A 17,055-nucleotide genomic window follows, 5' to 3' on the forward strand; every position below is an offset into this window, starting at 1 on the left:
AGATTAAAATAAAGAAATATGGCTATAAAAAAAACATCATTAACAGAGAAAGTTACAAAACCAACTGCTAAAAAAGCAACAGTGAAGAAGGCATCAGCTAAGAAAACTACTGCGAAAAAAGCATCTGATAGTAAACCAACTGCGAAAAAGGTAACTGTGAAAAAACCAGCGGCAAAAAAGAGCAATACTCCTGAAGTGCTTAATGGAATTCCAGATATTAGAAGATTTTTCCATAAAAATGAAACACCACTCTATTTTATTAGCGCTACAAACTTTAATATGTTGGGAGCTGATGAATGGATTAAAGGATTCAAGTTTATAAGTCATATTGAATGTTTTGATGGTGAGCATCCTAATGTTTTTTCACCGAAAGAAGAAATTCCGCACGATGATTTCACAGGTATTGAGGATATTAACAACTATTTATTACAACACCCAGAAGTACAGGATTATATTAACATCCGTAAAAAAGGTAAAACTGTTGGTAAAGCGATGTTCTTAATGTTTGATGAAGAAACTGAGAAATTAGCAAAAAAATTAGGATTAGAAATCATGTTCCCTCCTGCAAAGATGAGAACAATGATGGACAATAAAGTAAACACAAATAGATTGGCTGAAAAAGCGGGTGTCGCTTGTGTTCCTTATGTCCTTTCAAAAGTTGAGAACTACGCGCATTTGAGTGAAGTTTCTAAGAAATTAGGAAAAGATTTAGTAATTCAAACTCCATTTGGAGATTCTGGACACACTACTTTTTTCATTACCAATGAAGAAGAATTCAAAAAGCATGAAGAAGAGATTATAAAAGAAGACGAAGTTAAAATCATGAAGCGAATTAACTGTAAAGGTTCTGCTATTGAGGCTTGTGTTACTAGACACGGAACAATCGTTGCTCCTTTGATGACAGAATTGGTTGGTTTTAAAGAAATGACTCCTTACAAAGGGGGTTGGTGTGGAAATGAAATTTATCCAGATGCATTTACACCACAAATTAGAAAGAAAGCAGCCAAATACACTCAGTTATTTGGTGATCAATTAAGAAAAGAAGGTTACAAAGGTTATTTTGAATTAGATTTCTTAATTGACCAAGACAACGGTGAAATTTATCTAGGAGAATTAAATCCTCGTGTTACTGGTGCAAGTTCTATTACTAACCACGCTGTTTTTGCATTAGCGGATGCTCCATTATTTATATTCCATATTTTGGAATGGATGGGTGTTGAATATAATTTGAATGTAAACGAAATCAATAAACGTTGGGCAAAACAAGAAAACCTTGATGGTTGGAGTCAATTGATTATCAAACATACTGAAGATACAATCGAATATATTTCTGAAGCGCCAAGATCTGGAATTTGGAAAATGTTTGACAATGGACACATTCAATATGATAGAATGGACAGCCACAGAAGAGCAGTTGAATCAGAAAGTGAAGCATTCTTCTTGCACATTTCCAAAAAAGGAGATTACTTGTACGAAGGAGCAGATATGGGAATCATAGTTTCTAGAGGCAGAATGATGACTGATGATTTCAAGCTAAACAAACGTGCGAAAAATTGGATTAAAGCTATTCGAGGACAATATGTATCTCATTTAATAGAAGATAAAAGAGAAAGAGTTGCGCTTACAGGAAGTTTAACTAAATAATTAAGAACTAAATATAAAAACAAGATGCAATTACGATTTGATGCTGTTTCTGAACCATCAGTAGCTGGAGCAAAATGGAAACATTTATTTGATGCTTATTGGCCAGGCTACAAAACGTGGTTTTTGTCACAGAACACTGCGCTAACTCCAGATTTAAAAACATCTCAGGAGGCGTTGAAAAAATATATGCCTAAAATGTGGCCAACTTATGTCCATTTATGTGAAATAACGAATGCAGATGTTGATATCGCTCGTTTCCTGACGGGTTTTCAACCACCAGCTTACATTAGCGCTTGTGCTCAAGTTGTAATTAATACTGATGAAATTCAATTGGTTAGAAACTACGACTACGCAGCTGAATTACTGGAAGGAACTCTTCTACTAAGCAAATGGAACGACCTAAAAGTTATGGGGACTTCCGACTGTTTAATCGGATTAGTTGACGGAATAAATGATTCAGGGCTTTGCGTTTCTCTAACTTTTGGAGGACGTAAAGAAGTTGGATATGGGTTTGGAATTCCATTCATATTAAGATATGTTTTAGAATTTTGTACAACGACAAAAGAAGCTGTTAAAGTTTTGAAAAGCATTCCATCTCACATGTCTTATAATGTGACGGTTGTTGATAAAACAGGAGAAACTAAAACTGTAATGTTGGCACCAGACAAAGAAACTAAGGTTTCTAATATTCCTTTTGCTACGAATCATCAAGGGACAGTGGATTGGCCAGAAAATGCTGTTTTTAATCAAACAGTAAAGCGCTATAACTTCATTAAGAACTATTTAAAATCGAAAGATGTTAAAGCAGAGGAATTGGCAAAAGCATTCTTGCACCCTCCACTTTACAACACGAAATTTAGAGAAGGATTTGGAACGCTTTATACTGCGGTTTATCATCCAGAGAAATTAAGAATGCAACTTTTATGGCCAAATGTAAAAATGGTTCAAAGTTTCGATAATTTTGTTGAAGAGCAAGTCACTATTTATTATGAGCAATCTTCTGTTCAAACTTCACCAGCAATTTCTGCTCCTACTCAAAAAGCAACTGCAGATGGAGCTTACAACTGGCAAGATGCTGTTGTGGATTCATTAGTGAAAAGTATGGCTGGAAAAGAATCGAAAGCGAAACAAAAAGAATTGCGTGAGAAATTAATGCCTAATGGTATTATTGCTTGGGAAGAAATCGCTAATTTCTGGAATGAACCCACTACATATTAATTTTAGAACGTAAAACAATTAATGCAATTACAGTTTAAAACCGTTTCTGAGCCTACAAAAGCTGGGGAAAAATGGAAAAAGTTATTTGATGCCTACTGGCCTGGTTATAAGGAGTGGTTTTTGTCAAATAATTCTGTTTCTACGCCAGACCTTAAGACTTCTCAGGAAGCGCTTAAACAATTTATGCCAAAATTTTGGGCAACGTATCAGCATTTGTGCAAGTTAACAAATGCTGATGCGGATGTTGCCCGATTCTTGACCGGTTTTAGACCGCCAGCTTATGTTAGTGCTTGCGCCCAAGCGGTTATCAATACTAACGAAATTCAACTTGTTCGAAATTATGATTATCACCCTGACTTATTGGAAGGTACTTTATTGTTGAGCAAATGGAACAATAGAAAAGTTATTGGTTCTTCCGATTGTTTAATTGGTTTGATAGACGGTATGAATGATGCTGGACTTTGTTTATCGCTCACTTTTGGTGGACGAAAAGAAGTAGGTTGGGGATTTGGTATTTCTTTGATCTTAAGATATGTGCTAGAATTCTGCAATACAACCCAAGAAGCAGTGCTGGTTTTGAAAAGCATTCCTTCACACATGTCCTACAATGTAACAGTGGTAGACAAAATTGGTGAATTTAAAACTGTAATGTTGGCGCCCAATAAAAAAACTTTGACTACAACAGCTGCTTTCGCTACAAATCACCAAGGCGCTGTTTATTGGCCAGAAAACGCTAAATTTAATCAAACTGTAAAGCGTTATAATTTCATCAAGAATTACTTAAACTCGAAAGACATTCGATCAGAAGAATTAGCAAAAGCTTTTCTACACCCTCCTTTGTACAATACAAAATTCAAAGAAGGATTTGGAACACTTTATACAGCTGTTTATCATCCTGAAAAATTAAGCATGCAGCTTTTATGGCCTAATGCTTCATTAGAAAGAACTTTTGATAATTTTAAGGAAGAAAAGCTAGTGATTCAATATGATCAAAAAAGTCATACTGATAACTTAGCACAATCAAAAGAAATCTCCTACAGATGGGAAGAAGCTGTTGTTGATTCCTTGGTTAAAAGTTTGGACAGCAGAGCTTCAATAAAAAAACAAAAAGAATTGCGTGAAAAGCTTATGCCTCAAGGAGAAATTGCTTGGGATGCGATCACGAATTATTGGAATGAACCAATCTTATAATAAAAATCTAATTAAAAATAAATATGGAATTTAAAAGTATCAATCCTTATAACGGAGAAGAAATTGCAGTTTATCATTCAATTTCTAAAGAAGAATTAGCAGAAAAACTAGACAACAGTCAAATTGCATTTCAATCTTGGAAAAAAGTGCCACTTGCTGAGCGTTGTGCCCTTCTTAAAAAAGCTGGACAAATCTTACGCGATAATGTTGAGGAATATGCGAAAATGATTACCCTTGAAATGGGGAAACCAATTTCTGAATCAAGAGGAGAAGTAAAGAAATGTGCTTTGGTTTGTGATTATTATGCTGACAATGCAGAAAGTTTTCTTGCAGACGAAGTGATTGAAAGTGATGCATCAAAGAGTTTTGTTTCACATCAGCCTTTAGGTGGAGTATTTGCTGTTATGCCTTGGAATTTTCCTTTTTGGCAAGTATTAAGATACGCCGCTCCTACTCTAACGTCTGGAAATGTTGGATTATTGAAACATGCTTCAAACGTTTTTGGTTGTGCTCAATTGATTGAGGATGTTTTTACAAAAGCTGGATATCCTAAAAACGTATTCCAAAGTTTGGTTGTTAACCACGATGTTACGGAACAAATTGTATCGCATGAAGGTGTAAGAGCAATTACGTTAACGGGAAGCGAAAGAGCTGGTTCTGCAGTTGCGTCTTTGGCAGGTAAACACATTAAAAAATCATTATTGGAACTTGGAGGAAGCAATGCTTTCATCGTTTGGGAGGATGCTGATATTGATAAAACCGTAAAAATTGCATTAACTGCAAGAATGATGAATTGTGGCCAAAGTTGTATTGCTGCTAAAAGATTTATCATTCTAGAAGGTGTCTACGATGAATTTGTAGAGAAATTTACAGAAGCGGTAAAAACATTAAAATCTGGTGATCCGATGGATGATGATACAACATTAGGTCCTTTAGCAAGAATAGATTTAGCAGATGAATTACAAAAACAAGTGAAGAATTCTATAGATCAAGGTGCAAAATTAATTCTCGGTGGGAAACAAAATGGTTGTTCCCACGAACCAACAGTTTTAGGAGATGTTGTACCAGGAATGGATGCCTTTGATCAAGAAAGTTTTGGGCCTTTAGCAGCAATGATTAAAGCAAAATCGATTGAACATGCTTTCGAATTATCTGAAAACTCAAAATTCGGATTAGGTGTTACAGTTTGCACAAAAAACATAGAATTAGCATTAAGCCACGTTGACAAAGTAAGCGATGGTGCATATTTCATCAACGAACTTGTAAAATCAGATCCACGTTTACCATTTGGAGGAACTAAACTTTCAGGATACGGAAGAGAATTGTCAAAAGATGGAATGATGGAATTTGTGAATAGGAAGACAGTTTATGTGAAGTAGGGTTTTTTAATGATGAATTATGAGAGATGAATTATGAATTTTTCAGGGTTCAATCATTGTCAAAGTATTATGTGATTTAAGGATTCAAAAATTGAGAGATTTAAGATTTCAAAAGGATGAACATTGTACGAAGGAATAATGTAGGGACGTTTTGAAAACGTCCTTATCATTTCCAAAGTATTATGTGATTTAAGGATTCAAAAGTTGAGAGATTCAAAATTTCAAAAGGATGAACATTGTACGAAGTGATAATGTAGGTACGTTTTGAAAACGTCCTTATCATTGTCAAAGAATTATGTGATTTAAGGATTCAAAAATTGAGAGATTCAAATAATTAAGAATTCATGGGTGAAATTTTTATAGAATTTATTAATCCAGCTAGATGAGGAAATGTTTAGCTGGATTTCTTTTATTGCTGGACTGTATGAAAAAACGTGATACATGAGTAAGCAAAGTTCTAATTGGTAAACTACTCGAAGGAAAAGCTACCAAAAATCAAATAAGAATAGTGCTTGCCTATTTTTTAATTATGATTTTTTCAAGGAATTCTTTACTTGATTTAAATTGACAGAATACCTGTATTCAATTAACTTTTTGACAATTAGACTATAAATCCTTCTGTTTTCACATTCAGATAAAACTTAATATCTGTATCTTCAATTAAATATTTAAGAAACTTTACACCTTTACATTAGTCAAGTTCTTTCCCTGAACCACCACCCTACTCATTTGAATTTAAACTCAATTCCCAATAAATCCCAACAAAAGAATATTCTCAAATAATGTCCGTTTTGGAATAAATTCCATAGATAAATGACGAGCAACAAAAGAGATATTTTAGCAGTAATACTATTTTCAATTCTATTCACCTTCCTGTTTCACCAAAAAGCATTAGGTTTAAACTTACTCATTGCCGAAGTCGTATTGATTTCTTGGTTAGTCTTTTCTAAGCAGTTCCAATTTAAAGGATTATATCCCATTTCTGTGGGAATAGGATTTGTTATTACTTCCTTAGCAACCATTTTCACTCATTCCCTATTCTCTTATATTCTTCATTTTATAGTTTTCTTCATCTTTATTGGATTGATCATTTATCCTCAAACTAAATCACTATTGAATTCTGTTGGTCAAGCTTTTTCAAATATTTTTGAATCTCAAGGTCAATTCTTTAGAAAACTAACAAGTTCAAGGATAAAAGGTCGGAAACTGAGTACTTATACTCGAAAAGCTAGCATTTTTGTTATTCCAATTTTAATCATACTTTTCTTCGTTTATATTTATAGAAATTCAAATCCTGTTTTTGATGGGCTAGTCAATGATACATGGAATTTCATTGGAGATAAATTGAATTCAATCTTCGCAACTTTTGATTTTCTATTATTCATGACTTTTATTATTTGTTTATTTATCAGCATATTCTTGTTGATTAGAATTCCAAATAAGGAACTAATTAAGCTAGATAAAAATGCAAATGAAAAACTTCAGCGGAAAAGAAGAATAGAACTTAAATATTTCAGACCCAATGGACTTATCAATGAATACAAATCTGGTGTATTCTTATTGGTTATTCTAAATCTAATGATTCTGGTTTTGAACTTCATTGATATCAAATGGGTTTGGTTTAACTTCGAATGGGAAGGTCAATATTTAAAGCAATTTGTACATGAAGGAACTTATCTTCTCATCTTTTCTATCATTATTTCTATAGTTTTAGTATTGTTTTATTTCCGTAAGAATTTGAATTTTTACAAAAACAATAAGCTCCTTAAATACCTGAGCTATATTTGGTTAATTCAAAATGGAATATTGACGATTTCTGTTGCAGTTAGGAATTTCTGGTACATCAATTATTTTGCATTGGCTTACAAAAGAATTGGCGTAATCATTTTTCTCATTCTTTGTTTATATGGATTGTACACTGTTTTTATGAAAGTTAAACACAGAAAATCTAGATTTTATCTTTTTAAAACAAACTTCAATGCTTTTGTTCTGGTTTTGGTCATCAGTTCACTGTTCAATTGGGATTCAATCATTGCTAAATACAATTTCAGGAATTCAGACACTTCATTTTTACACCTCAATTATATGTCAACACTTTCAGATAAATCATTGCCCTATCTGGATAAAACACTTTTAGAATTAGAGCAAATTGAAATAATTCAAAATGAAAAGTTTCCATTTGGAAGAGACTATATGACTTCTGAAAGGTATTTTAATGTGATAGAAATGCGGAAAGAGAATTTCAGGGACAAATGGGAATCAAAAGGATTTCTCTCATGGAATTATCCGGAATATAAAGCTTATCAGAAATTGTTTAAAGATTGATTGATAATAAGGCTTATGTGACTTTTGTTGCAGAAATTGAAGTTGAATAATACTAACTTTCCCAAACTTATTAAACACAAACGATGAATAAAATTCATATTATCGGTCTGTTCAGCACTATTTTCTTATTTAGTTGTGGCAATGAACCAAACAAAGATATTTCAGCGGTAAATATAAATCCAAATTCAGAAACTCAAAATATTACTGTAATTTCCAATGAAGTTGCACTTGATCGACTTTCAAATAATTGCTTTGCTTGTCATAATCCAAACTCTGAATCTCACGATGATATTCTTGCGCCACCATTAGCTGGAATCAAGCACAAATACAAAAAGCATTATCCGAATGAACAAGAATTCATTACTCAAATGACGGAGTTTGTTGATTCACCAACAAAGGAAGAAGCATTAATGAAGGGTCCTGTAAAACGATTTGGAGTAATGCCGAAAACTGCTTTATCTAAAAAAGAAGTTCAAGAATTGGTTCAATATATCTACAATAACGAGATTGAATCTCCTGAATGGTTTGAAGAACATTTTGAAGAAAAACACGGTAAGTAATGAAAAACACAATCAAATTAAGTGCTCTTTTGTTACTTTTTATTGTCCATTTACCTGCTAAGGCACAAGACAATAAGTTAAAACAACATATTCAAATACTCTCCTCTGATTCAATGCAAGGTCGACTTGTTGGTACGATTGGAGAGCAAATGGCTGCTGACTACATTCAATCTCAATTTGAAGAATTAAAACTCTCCCCTCTTCCGAATCATTCCTATAAACATGATTTCTCTTTTACTTACAATAAAAATCCTCACAGTTATGAGATTAGTTATGATACCATAAAAGGTCAAAATGTTGTTGCCTATATTGATAATGGAGCAAAACATACATTTGTATTTGGAGCACATTACGATCATTTAGGTCATAATGAATATAATCTTTCAACAGATCCAAATGGAACTGGATTTATACACAATGGAGCTGATGACAATGCATCTGGAGTTGCTGCTGTATTAGAATTAGCGAAGATCTATAGTTCCAATAATATAAAGGAATCTGTAAATTTCATCTTCGCTTGTTTCTCTGGCGAAGAATTAGGATTGGTAGGGTCAAATGCTTTGGCAAAAACCATTAAAAGTGAATTCCCTAACACATCCTTAATGATCAACTTCGATATGATTGGTCGCATGGATTCGACTAATAATTTGAATATTGGAGGAATTGGAACTTCTCCAATACTAAATGATGTTGTGAAAAGTAAAAAGCCAATAGACTTTAATATTGAACTAGATTCTAGCGGTGTTGGCCCTTCTGACCACAGTTCATTCTATTATCAAGACATTCCAGTGCTATTTTTCTTCACTGGTTTGCATACAGATTATCACAAACCGAGTGATGATGAGCATAAAATTAACTACTCAAAAATGAATGATATTATTGATTATTCAAAAGCAATAGTTGACTCACTGGCGTTTTCTCCTAATTTACCTTTTACCAAAACCAAACTAAAAATAGAGAAAAGGTCAAAGACTTATAAATATTCATTAGGTATTTTTCCAGAGTATAAAAATTATGGAGATGGATTACACATTCAAGAAGTAATCGAAAATAGAACCGCTGAAAAGTATGGATTAAAAAGTGGTGACATAATTACAAAAATTGGAAAAACTGATGTTTCAGATATTTATTCTTACATGGAAGCTTTATCAAAACTGAAAGCAGACAAAAGTTATAAAGTTAAATTCACTAGAGATGAAAAAGAAATGGTCGTTAAAGTGAAGTTCTAAATCTAAATGCATTTTTCGGTTCTAACTATTTCAATCTATTGGAATTTTGAAATAAACACCGCTAACAGTTGCTAACAGTATAATTTCGGAAACTAAAAATAGGATTCATGTAGCTGTTTATACCAATAGCAATTGAAGCGCATCAATATTTGACAATAGGTAATTTCAATAATGGTTCCGGAACAAATACAGTTTGTGCCAATCTACCATCTTAGTTAACAATTAGCTGAAAAGGCAATTAGGACTAAAAGTAAAATTTTAGTCCTTTTGTGATTAAAACTCATTCTATTCCCAAAAACTTCATCCAACTAAACCCAATATAACTCCTTAATCTTTTCCTAAACCAAAAGTCTTATCAAAAGTTGACAATTCGTAATTAAAAATTCTTAATTCCCTTATATTTCCTTAAATCCCATAAATCCGAACTTTCTTTTTCTTAAAATAAGTGTTGTTCAATTTATCAACCAATTCATCGGCTTTTTTAAGTGGAACCGCCACAAATGCACAATCTTGTTTCAATTCAATCATTCCAAGCTCGTCTTTTGTTAAACCTCCTTTTTTCATAAATACACCAGCGATATCACCTTTCGAAATCTTATCTTTTCTTCCTCCCGAAATAAATAAGGTGGTGAAAAATGAAGTTGTAATTCCTGCCGTTTTTAATTGATCTAAAGCGCTTGTATTTCTAATAAAGTCAGGTAAATTCTTGGTTCTGTCTTTTATAATATATGCTGTTCCTTTTTCTGTAACACGGGCTGTACGCCCATTTCTGTGTGTAAATTCTTCGTTTGCATGTGGCAACTCATAATGAATAATATAACTTAATTCAGGAATATCCAAACCACGTGCAGCTAAATCTGTGGCAACCAAAACTTGTGTACTTCCATTTCTAAATTTAATCAAAGAACGTTCTCGGTCAATTTGTTCCATTCCACCAGAAAAACAGCTGTGACTAATTTTAAAAGTTTCTAAATATTCACTTACTTCGTCAATAGTTGCTTTGAAATTACAAAACACAATCCCATTTTGATTTCCAACATGCTTTAAAAGCTTAACTAAAGTCTCTAATTTTTGAGCAGCATAAGTTTCAACAACTTTAATTTCTAAGTTATTATTTGGCCTGTCTTTTAAATAATTTAAAGTTGAAGCTTCACTCATTTTTACAAATGTCGGAATTTTGATATTTGACGTAGCAGAAGTTAAAATACGTTTTTTTAAATTCGGTAAGAAGCTAATAATCTGAGTTAATTCCTCTTCAAAGCCAATTTCAAGAATTTTATCGAACTCATCCAACACCAAATACTTGATTGTATCTGTATCCATTCGTTCATCTGTGAAATGATCTAAAATTCTCCCTGGCGTTCCAATAAGTACTGATGGCGTATGTTTCAGCTCAGTTCTGTCTTTTGATTTTGAACGACCACCATAAACAGCATTCAATTTAAAACCTGTTCCCATGTGACGAAAAACTTGTTCTATCTGAATGGCTAGTTCACGTGAAGGAACAACAATTAATGCCTGAAGTCCCTCAATTTTAGGATCTAACATTCTAAACAAAGGCAGTAAAAAAGCCAAGGTTTTCCCTGTTCCAGTTGGTGAAAGCACGATTGTATTTTCCGTCTTCTCAATCACCTCCTTGGCATCCTGTTGCATTGGATTTAATCCGTTGATATTCAATTTATCTAAAATATCTTGTTGCGATTTTATAATATTGGCCATTTAAATATGTTTAATTTAAAATAATGTGAAAAATGTCTTTTTTTACTAGTTTCTTGGTCTTTAAACAAACTATACATCTTCAATTAGAAAGTTTAAAAGACAAGGCTTGCGAATCCGATAACTATCGGATTTTAAATATTTAGGCGTTTATCTTTATAAACAACTGAATTTTAAAACGAGCATAACGCAGGATTTTAAATTTTCTAACGAAGATTAATTATTCTCTCTCCAATAATTCGCCAATACCTTTTCAATCAATTCTTCTTTCGTTAAATGATGAAATATAGTTTTAACCTGTGTTTTTAATTCTTCGGGCATTTGACGATTGGGTTTAGTTTTGAAAACTTTTTTGGCCCAAACCAAAGTATTATTTTCTTCAATGTCATCCGCATTTGCTTTTTCAACGGGTTTGAAGTGAATTCCAAGTTCCTTTTCAAAACCAGCAATTTCTTCAACTTCTTCCTTTTGAATAATTGTCATTGAAAGCCCCTTAGCTCCTGCTCTTCCTGTTCTCCCGCTTCTGTGAACATAAGCTTCGTGCGTATCAGGAAGATGATAATTTACGATATAAGCCAATTCTTTAACGTCAATTCCCCTAGCTACTAAATCAGTTGCAACAAGAATATCAATGTGACCTTCACGAAATTGATCCATTATTCGATCACGAATTCCTTGCGATAAACTCCCGTGCAATGCTCCTGAAGAAATCTTACGAATTGCTAAGTTCTTTGCCAATTTGTTAACTGCTGCTTTGGTTTTACAAAATATAATTCCTCTGCCTCCTTCTTGTGTACTTAAGAAATGTAAAAGCACATCCAACTTCTCAATTGGTTCAACAACTAAATATTGATGATCAATTCCTTCATGACCTATTGTTGCCATATCTGAATTTACAGATACCGCACTTTTTGACATGTAATTATGAACAATATCTTTCAAATCGCCCGGCATTGTGGCACTGAACAATAGCGTTCTGCGTTTTTTAGGCAATGCTTTAAGAATTGGCATCAAGTCATCTTTCAATGCTTGAAACATCTCATCAGCTTCATCTAAAACTAAGTTTTTCAAAGATTTAATGTCCAACGCATTTTTCTCCAACAAATCTAAAAAACGACCTGGAGTTGCCACTACAATGTGCGTAGGTGATTTCAATTCTTCAACCTGCGTTTTTATCGGTGCTCCACCCGAAAGTAGTGTGATTGAAACTTCTGGAGAATGTTTAGCATAGTCCACTAGATTCGTATAAATCTGCTGACTCAATTCTCGTGTTGGAGATAAAATAAGTGTTTGAATACTATCGTTCTCCGTATCGACCATTTGTAACAATGGCAATCCGAAAGCAGCTGTTTTACCCGTTCCAGTTTTCGCAAGCGCTACGATATCCTCATTTTGATTGAGAATTATTGGAATAACTTGTTCTTGAATATCTGTTGCTTCAGTTATTTTTAATTCGTTTAATGCTTGTTGAATCTGTGGATTGATTCCTAATTCGGATAAAAGTCTGGACATTGCTATTTTTTCAGCAAAGATAGGTACAGTTTTTTGTGAATTGGTGGTTGTGGTAGTTTAATTAGAAAATTTCACTATTATTTTAATGAAATGAATCAGGAATTTCGCTAATTCAAGACTAAATAAGAAATAGGATAATAAATATCGAGTTGGCGATGGTTTAAGATTATCACGATTAAATAAAAGCTTGAGCTCAAAACTGAGAAGTATATTTTGAAGCTACATTCTACATAATGACATGAGATTGTGAAACCAACAGAATATATTCCTCCAGTTGAAAAATTCTTAAAATCCATATAATAAGATTTCATCAACTTTATAAATATAAAAGGCTCTATATGAAATACTGTGGGTAATCAATTTTAATCATTTGAAAAATTAATAGTATGATACGTATTTAACTGTAACCTGCACGAGTTGTATTTTAAAGTATTTATCCAAATTCATTTCATTTTCACAAGCAAGCATATGGGGGTCTGTATTTCAGATGGTTAGTCCCGTCGGGACGGCATATTAATAGCCAAGGACGTAAGTCCTTGGTTTAAAACAAATAGATATAATACAAAACCCAACAAAATCGACCTAATTACATGCAATTAGGTCGATTTTGTTGGGTTTTGTTTCGGTTTGTATCGTTTGGCGGATGGACTTACGTCCATCCCTATTATCATGCCGTCCCTCTGGAACTTCGAACAATCAATGCTTAAATAACAGGGGCTTATAAAATTAAGCGAAATGTATTTTAATAGAAAGTATCCATTTAAATAAAAGTAGAATCAAATTAACAATCGTTTAGCTTCAATTAAAACCATAGATTTTAAATCTACCCACACAAAATCATATAGAATCATATAAAATAATATGCTTACCATTTAAATCTCAGGATATAATTCAATTTTCATTTAAATACCTCCACCTTGACAAACAATTATTAATGAGCAGATAAAAAAAATACTTCAATGCGAAAATATAAAAATTTGTTTTTATGTTTTCCGAAGGATCTATTTGACTTCCCTAATATGTGAATTTAACAATTTTCAATTGCCATTTTAACAGATCTATAAACCTATACAAAAAGCAATTAAATATAAGAAAAGGTTTTGCGATTTAAGTGGGTAACCTAATAAAATAAATAACACAAAAAAGCCCAGACAATAATGCCTGGGCTTTTATATATTTTATAGTTAAGAAATTAAACAGTCTCTGCTGTCTCTATTTCCTCATGAATGTGTTTTTTACTTTTCATTAAGTCTGCTACTATTGGTGTTGCTATACATACAGAAGAGTAAGTACCTACAACAATACCAATCATCAATGCAAACACGAATCCTTTAATTGCACCACCATCAAAGATGAAGATAGTTAACAATACGATAAATGTAGACAAAGATGTATTAACAGTACGACCTAACGTTGAGTTAATCGCGTCATTGATGATTTCGTTTTGAGTTTTTCTTCTGTACTTATTCAAGAATTCACGAATTCTATCGAATACAACCACGGTATCATTTATGGAATAACCTACAACAGTAAGAATCGCAGCAACGAATGCCTGGTCAACTTCCATATTGAAAGGAAGTACACCGTGCAATAATGCAAAGATTCCAAGTACGATTATAACATCATGTCCCATCGCTACAATTGCACCCAATCCATATTGCCATTTTCCGAATCGGATCAGGATATAAACGAAGATAATTACTAATGACAAGATAATTGCAATAGAAGATGATCTTTGTAATTCCTCAGAAACTGTTGGAGAAACTGAACGGCTATTTTCAATTGTTGCTGTTCCGAATTGTGCTTCGGCTATTTCTAATGCTTTCAACAAGTCCTTGCGAACAGTTGCTTCAGAGTTAGGCACATTTTGCAAATAATCTGTAGCGATTTCAACACGGTAATCAGAATTTCTGATTTTTACTTCAACTGAAGCAGGTGCTCCGTCTACTTGTAATCCGTCTCTAAGTATTGATTTTATTTGTTCAACATCTTGTCCAACTGGCTTGTCAAAAACAGTTTCGTAAGTTCTACCACCAGAGAATTCAACAGATGGTTTTAAACCACGTGTAGAGATTGCAATAATTCCTCCTAATACTAAAATACTAGATAAGATATAGAATTTCTTACGGTTCTTGATGAATGCAATATTTACGTTAGTAAATGCATTTTTCGTCATTGGTGTAGAGAAAGCAAAAGTTTTCTTTTTATCAATTTGAGATTCAAAAATCAAACGAGTAATAACAACCGCTGCAAAAACAGAAGTAAAAATACCGATGATTAATGTCGTTGCGAAACTTTCAATTGGTCCTGTTCCGAATGTTTTCAAAACAATAGCCACTAATAAAGTAGTAACGTTGGCATCAATAATTGAAGATAATGCGTTTCCGTAACCATCTTTAATAGCCAATTTCATTCCTTTACCTTCACGCAATTCTTCACGAACACGCTCGAAGATAAGTACGTTTGCATCCACCGACATACCGATTGTAAGAACGATACCAGCAATACCCGCAAGTGTAAGAACAGCTCCAAAAGCAGCTAAGAAACCAACGATTAAAACGATGTTAATAACCAAAGCGATATCAGCAACTAAACCAGCACGACCATAGTAGAATACCATGTAAATCAATACCAATGCAAGAGCAAAAGCGAATGAGATTAAACCTGAACGAGAGTTTTCAGCACCAATAGTTGGTCCTACAACTGCTTCATCAACAATAATACATGGTGCTGGAAGTGCTCCTGCATTCAATAAGTTAGTTAATGCTTGTGCCTCCGCAACTGTAAAGTCTCCAGAAATTAATGTTTGTCCACCTGTAATTGGTCCGTTAATGATTGGTGCGCTATACACTTTCTCATCCATCGTAATAGCGATAAAGTTCCCAACGTTTTCAGAAGTCATTTTACCCCATTCTTCAGCACCACGGTCACTCATTTCAATACTTACTCCACGATCAGATTGATTTGGATCAAAAGATAAACGTGCATTTTCAATATCAGTACCACCTACTCTAGCTTTTAAAGCTTGTGGAATTTTCATTGCATACAAAGTATAATACGTTGTATCAGCTATTCCAATATTTTCTCCTTTAGAACCCCAAACGAATTTAATGTTTTCTAACATCAACTCTTCAGCCTTGTCATTAAGGATAGTATTTACTTTTGAAGTATCATTTGCTTTTGCAAAACCTAAACGTGGACTATTTTGAAATCTATTTTCAGCATCAATGTTCACTTGGAACATTCTACCAAAAGATGATAATTTAAAAGTTGTGTCCTTAGCTGCATCTTCTTCAATTGCTAATTCTTCTTCTAAACTTAATGCAGAAGAATCTTCTTTTTTAACGATTTCTGTATTTTCAGTAACTGTTGTGTCTACATCATCACTAAATAGGTCATCAAACTCGTCATTACTAACATCATCAGAACGTTCGATTAACAATTCGTTAAAGAATCCACCTAACTCTTCACCTTTATAAGCAAGGTAAAATTCTAGGTTGGCAGTACTTTGTAAACGTTGTCTTACCGTTGCTTGATCCTTCACACCAGGAAGTTCAATATACAAACGATTTGCATTATTGTCCTTAGTAATGTTTGGTTGAGCAACACCGAATTGGTTAATACGATTTTCCATAATCGTTTCCACACCATCCAATGCACCGTCAGAAAGACCTCTTAAATAAGCCTTAGTAGCTTCGTCAGTTGCTTTATTGGTGATTTTAGAAACAACATCATCAGATGAAAATTCACGAATCAACAAACGATCTGGGAACATCTCTTGGTGTTTAGCCACGAAAATGTCAATAAAGTCACCTCCTTTAGAGTTGAACTGATCTAATGCGCTTTCATAAGGTTTTTTGAAATGCAAATCTCTAGAATTTAAAGCTGCATTTTTCACTAATTCAGACATTGATAACTCAAGTGTCACAGACATCCCTCCTTCAAGGTCAAGTCCTAGCGAAACGCTTTTTCCTTTTACTTCATTGAAAGTGTTACCTAAGTAAACTACTTCATCATTTTTCTCTTTTAAAATCTCATTGATAAAAGCAGCTTTTGCCAAGGCATAAGCTTCGTTATCAGTATTGAAATTAACGAAAGTACCGTTAGGCAACTTTACAGAGTCCTCTTTTGCACTAGCTTTAAGTGCTTCTACTCTTTCAATTGCCAATTGCTCAGCTTCCTTTTCAATACCACCTCCAATGAAAGAAAATGAGATTTGGTATATACTTACTACCAGCAGTAAGATAGTAAAAAACCAAAAAAATCCTTTGTTACGCATAA

Annotated in this window: 10 protein-coding genes; 7 read left to right on the forward strand and 3 right to left on the reverse strand. The window is 33.3% G+C overall.

Annotated elements, in window-relative coordinates; translation table 11 throughout:
• Positions 1–18 precede the first annotated feature (18 nt).
• From ERX46_RS04595 to ERX46_RS04625, 7 genes are all read left to right on the forward strand, one after another.
• Entirely contained in the window at positions 19–1,644 is a 1,626-nt protein-coding gene (locus tag ERX46_RS04595; RefSeq protein ID WP_207214122.1) for a biotin carboxylase, read from the forward strand.
• Positions 1,645–1,668: 24 nt separating this feature from the next.
• Positions 1,669–2,862, forward strand: a complete 1,194-nt coding sequence (locus ERX46_RS04600) for a C45 family autoproteolytic acyltransferase/hydolase (RefSeq protein WP_130092668.1) — start codon at positions 1,669–1,671, stop codon at positions 2,860–2,862.
• Positions 2,863–2,883: 21 nt separating this feature from the next.
• The gene (locus ERX46_RS04605) at positions 2,884–4,053 is read left to right on the forward strand and encodes a C45 family autoproteolytic acyltransferase/hydolase (protein WP_130092669.1); all 1,170 of its coding nucleotides are present in this window, start codon (positions 2,884–2,886) and stop codon (positions 4,051–4,053) included.
• Positions 4,054–4,076: 23 nt separating this feature from the next.
• Complete coding sequence (locus ERX46_RS04610) at positions 4,077–5,432, forward strand: NAD-dependent succinate-semialdehyde dehydrogenase (protein ID WP_130092670.1); 1,356 nt, start codon at positions 4,077–4,079, stop codon at positions 5,430–5,432.
• 813 nt (positions 5,433–6,245) lie between these two features.
• Complete coding sequence (locus ERX46_RS04615; protein WP_130092671.1) at positions 6,246–7,757, forward strand: DUF4153 domain-containing protein; 1,512 nt, start codon at positions 6,246–6,248, stop codon at positions 7,755–7,757.
• Between the two features lie 83 nt (positions 7,758–7,840).
• Positions 7,841–8,317: a c-type cytochrome gene (locus tag ERX46_RS04620; RefSeq protein ID WP_130092672.1), complete on the forward strand. Its 477-nt coding sequence runs from the start codon at positions 7,841–7,843 to the stop codon at positions 8,315–8,317.
• Positions 8,317–9,546, forward strand: coding sequence for a M20/M25/M40 family metallo-hydrolase (locus ERX46_RS04625; RefSeq protein WP_130092673.1), 1,230 nt, complete (start codon positions 8,317–8,319; stop codon positions 9,544–9,546). Before ERX46_RS04620 ends, ERX46_RS04625 begins: the two co-directional genes overlap by 1 nt.
• Positions 9,547–9,951: 405 nt before the next feature.
• On the opposite strand, the gene ERX46_RS04630 is transcribed toward ERX46_RS04625, so the two are convergent.
• From ERX46_RS04630 to secD, 3 genes are all read right to left on the reverse strand, one after another.
• Complete coding sequence (locus ERX46_RS04630) at positions 9,952–11,265, reverse strand: DEAD/DEAH box helicase (protein WP_130092674.1); 1,314 nt, start codon at positions 11,263–11,265, stop codon at positions 9,952–9,954.
• A gap of 213 nt (positions 11,266–11,478) precedes the next feature.
• Complete coding sequence (locus tag ERX46_RS04635) at positions 11,479–12,774, reverse strand: DEAD/DEAH box helicase (protein ID WP_130092675.1); 1,296 nt, start codon at positions 12,772–12,774, stop codon at positions 11,479–11,481.
• A gap of 1,192 nt (positions 12,775–13,966) precedes the next feature.
• Complete coding sequence (gene secD, locus ERX46_RS04640; protein ID WP_130092676.1) at positions 13,967–17,053, reverse strand: protein translocase subunit SecD; 3,087 nt, start codon at positions 17,051–17,053, stop codon at positions 13,967–13,969.
• Positions 17,054–17,055: the final 2 nt, after the last annotated feature.

This window comes from Brumimicrobium glaciale (assembly GCF_004152935.1).
Classification (GTDB): Bacteria; Bacteroidota; Bacteroidia; order Flavobacteriales_D; family Crocinitomicaceae; genus Brumimicrobium; species Brumimicrobium glaciale.

Excerpts from the sequence above, each read along its gene's own strand:
- ERX46_RS04595 (WP_207214122.1), top strand. The coding sequence starts at position 19 with ATGGCTATAAAAAAAACATCATTAACAGAGAAAGTTACAAAACCAACT.
- ERX46_RS04600 (WP_130092668.1), top strand. The coding sequence starts at position 1,669 with ATGCAATTACGATTTGATGCTGTTTCTGAACCATCAGTAGCTGGAGCA.
- ERX46_RS04605 (WP_130092669.1), top strand. The coding sequence starts at position 2,884 with ATGCAATTACAGTTTAAAACCGTTTCTGAGCCTACAAAAGCTGGGGAA.
- ERX46_RS04610 (WP_130092670.1), top strand. The coding sequence starts at position 4,077 with ATGGAATTTAAAAGTATCAATCCTTATAACGGAGAAGAAATTGCAGTT.
- ERX46_RS04615 (WP_130092671.1), top strand. The coding sequence starts at position 6,246 with ATGACGAGCAACAAAAGAGATATTTTAGCAGTAATACTATTTTCAATT.
- ERX46_RS04620 (WP_130092672.1), top strand. The coding sequence starts at position 7,841 with ATGAATAAAATTCATATTATCGGTCTGTTCAGCACTATTTTCTTATTT.
- ERX46_RS04625 (WP_130092673.1), top strand. The coding sequence starts at position 8,317 with ATGAAAAACACAATCAAATTAAGTGCTCTTTTGTTACTTTTTATTGTC.
- ERX46_RS04630 (WP_130092674.1), bottom strand. The coding sequence starts at position 11,265 with ATGGCCAATATTATAAAATCGCAACAAGATATTTTAGATAAATTGAAT.
- ERX46_RS04635 (WP_130092675.1), bottom strand. The coding sequence starts at position 12,774 with ATGTCCAGACTTTTATCCGAATTAGGAATCAATCCACAGATTCAACAA.
- secD (WP_130092676.1), bottom strand. The coding sequence starts at position 17,053 with ATGCGTAACAAAGGATTTTTTTGGTTTTTTACTATCTTACTGCTGGTA.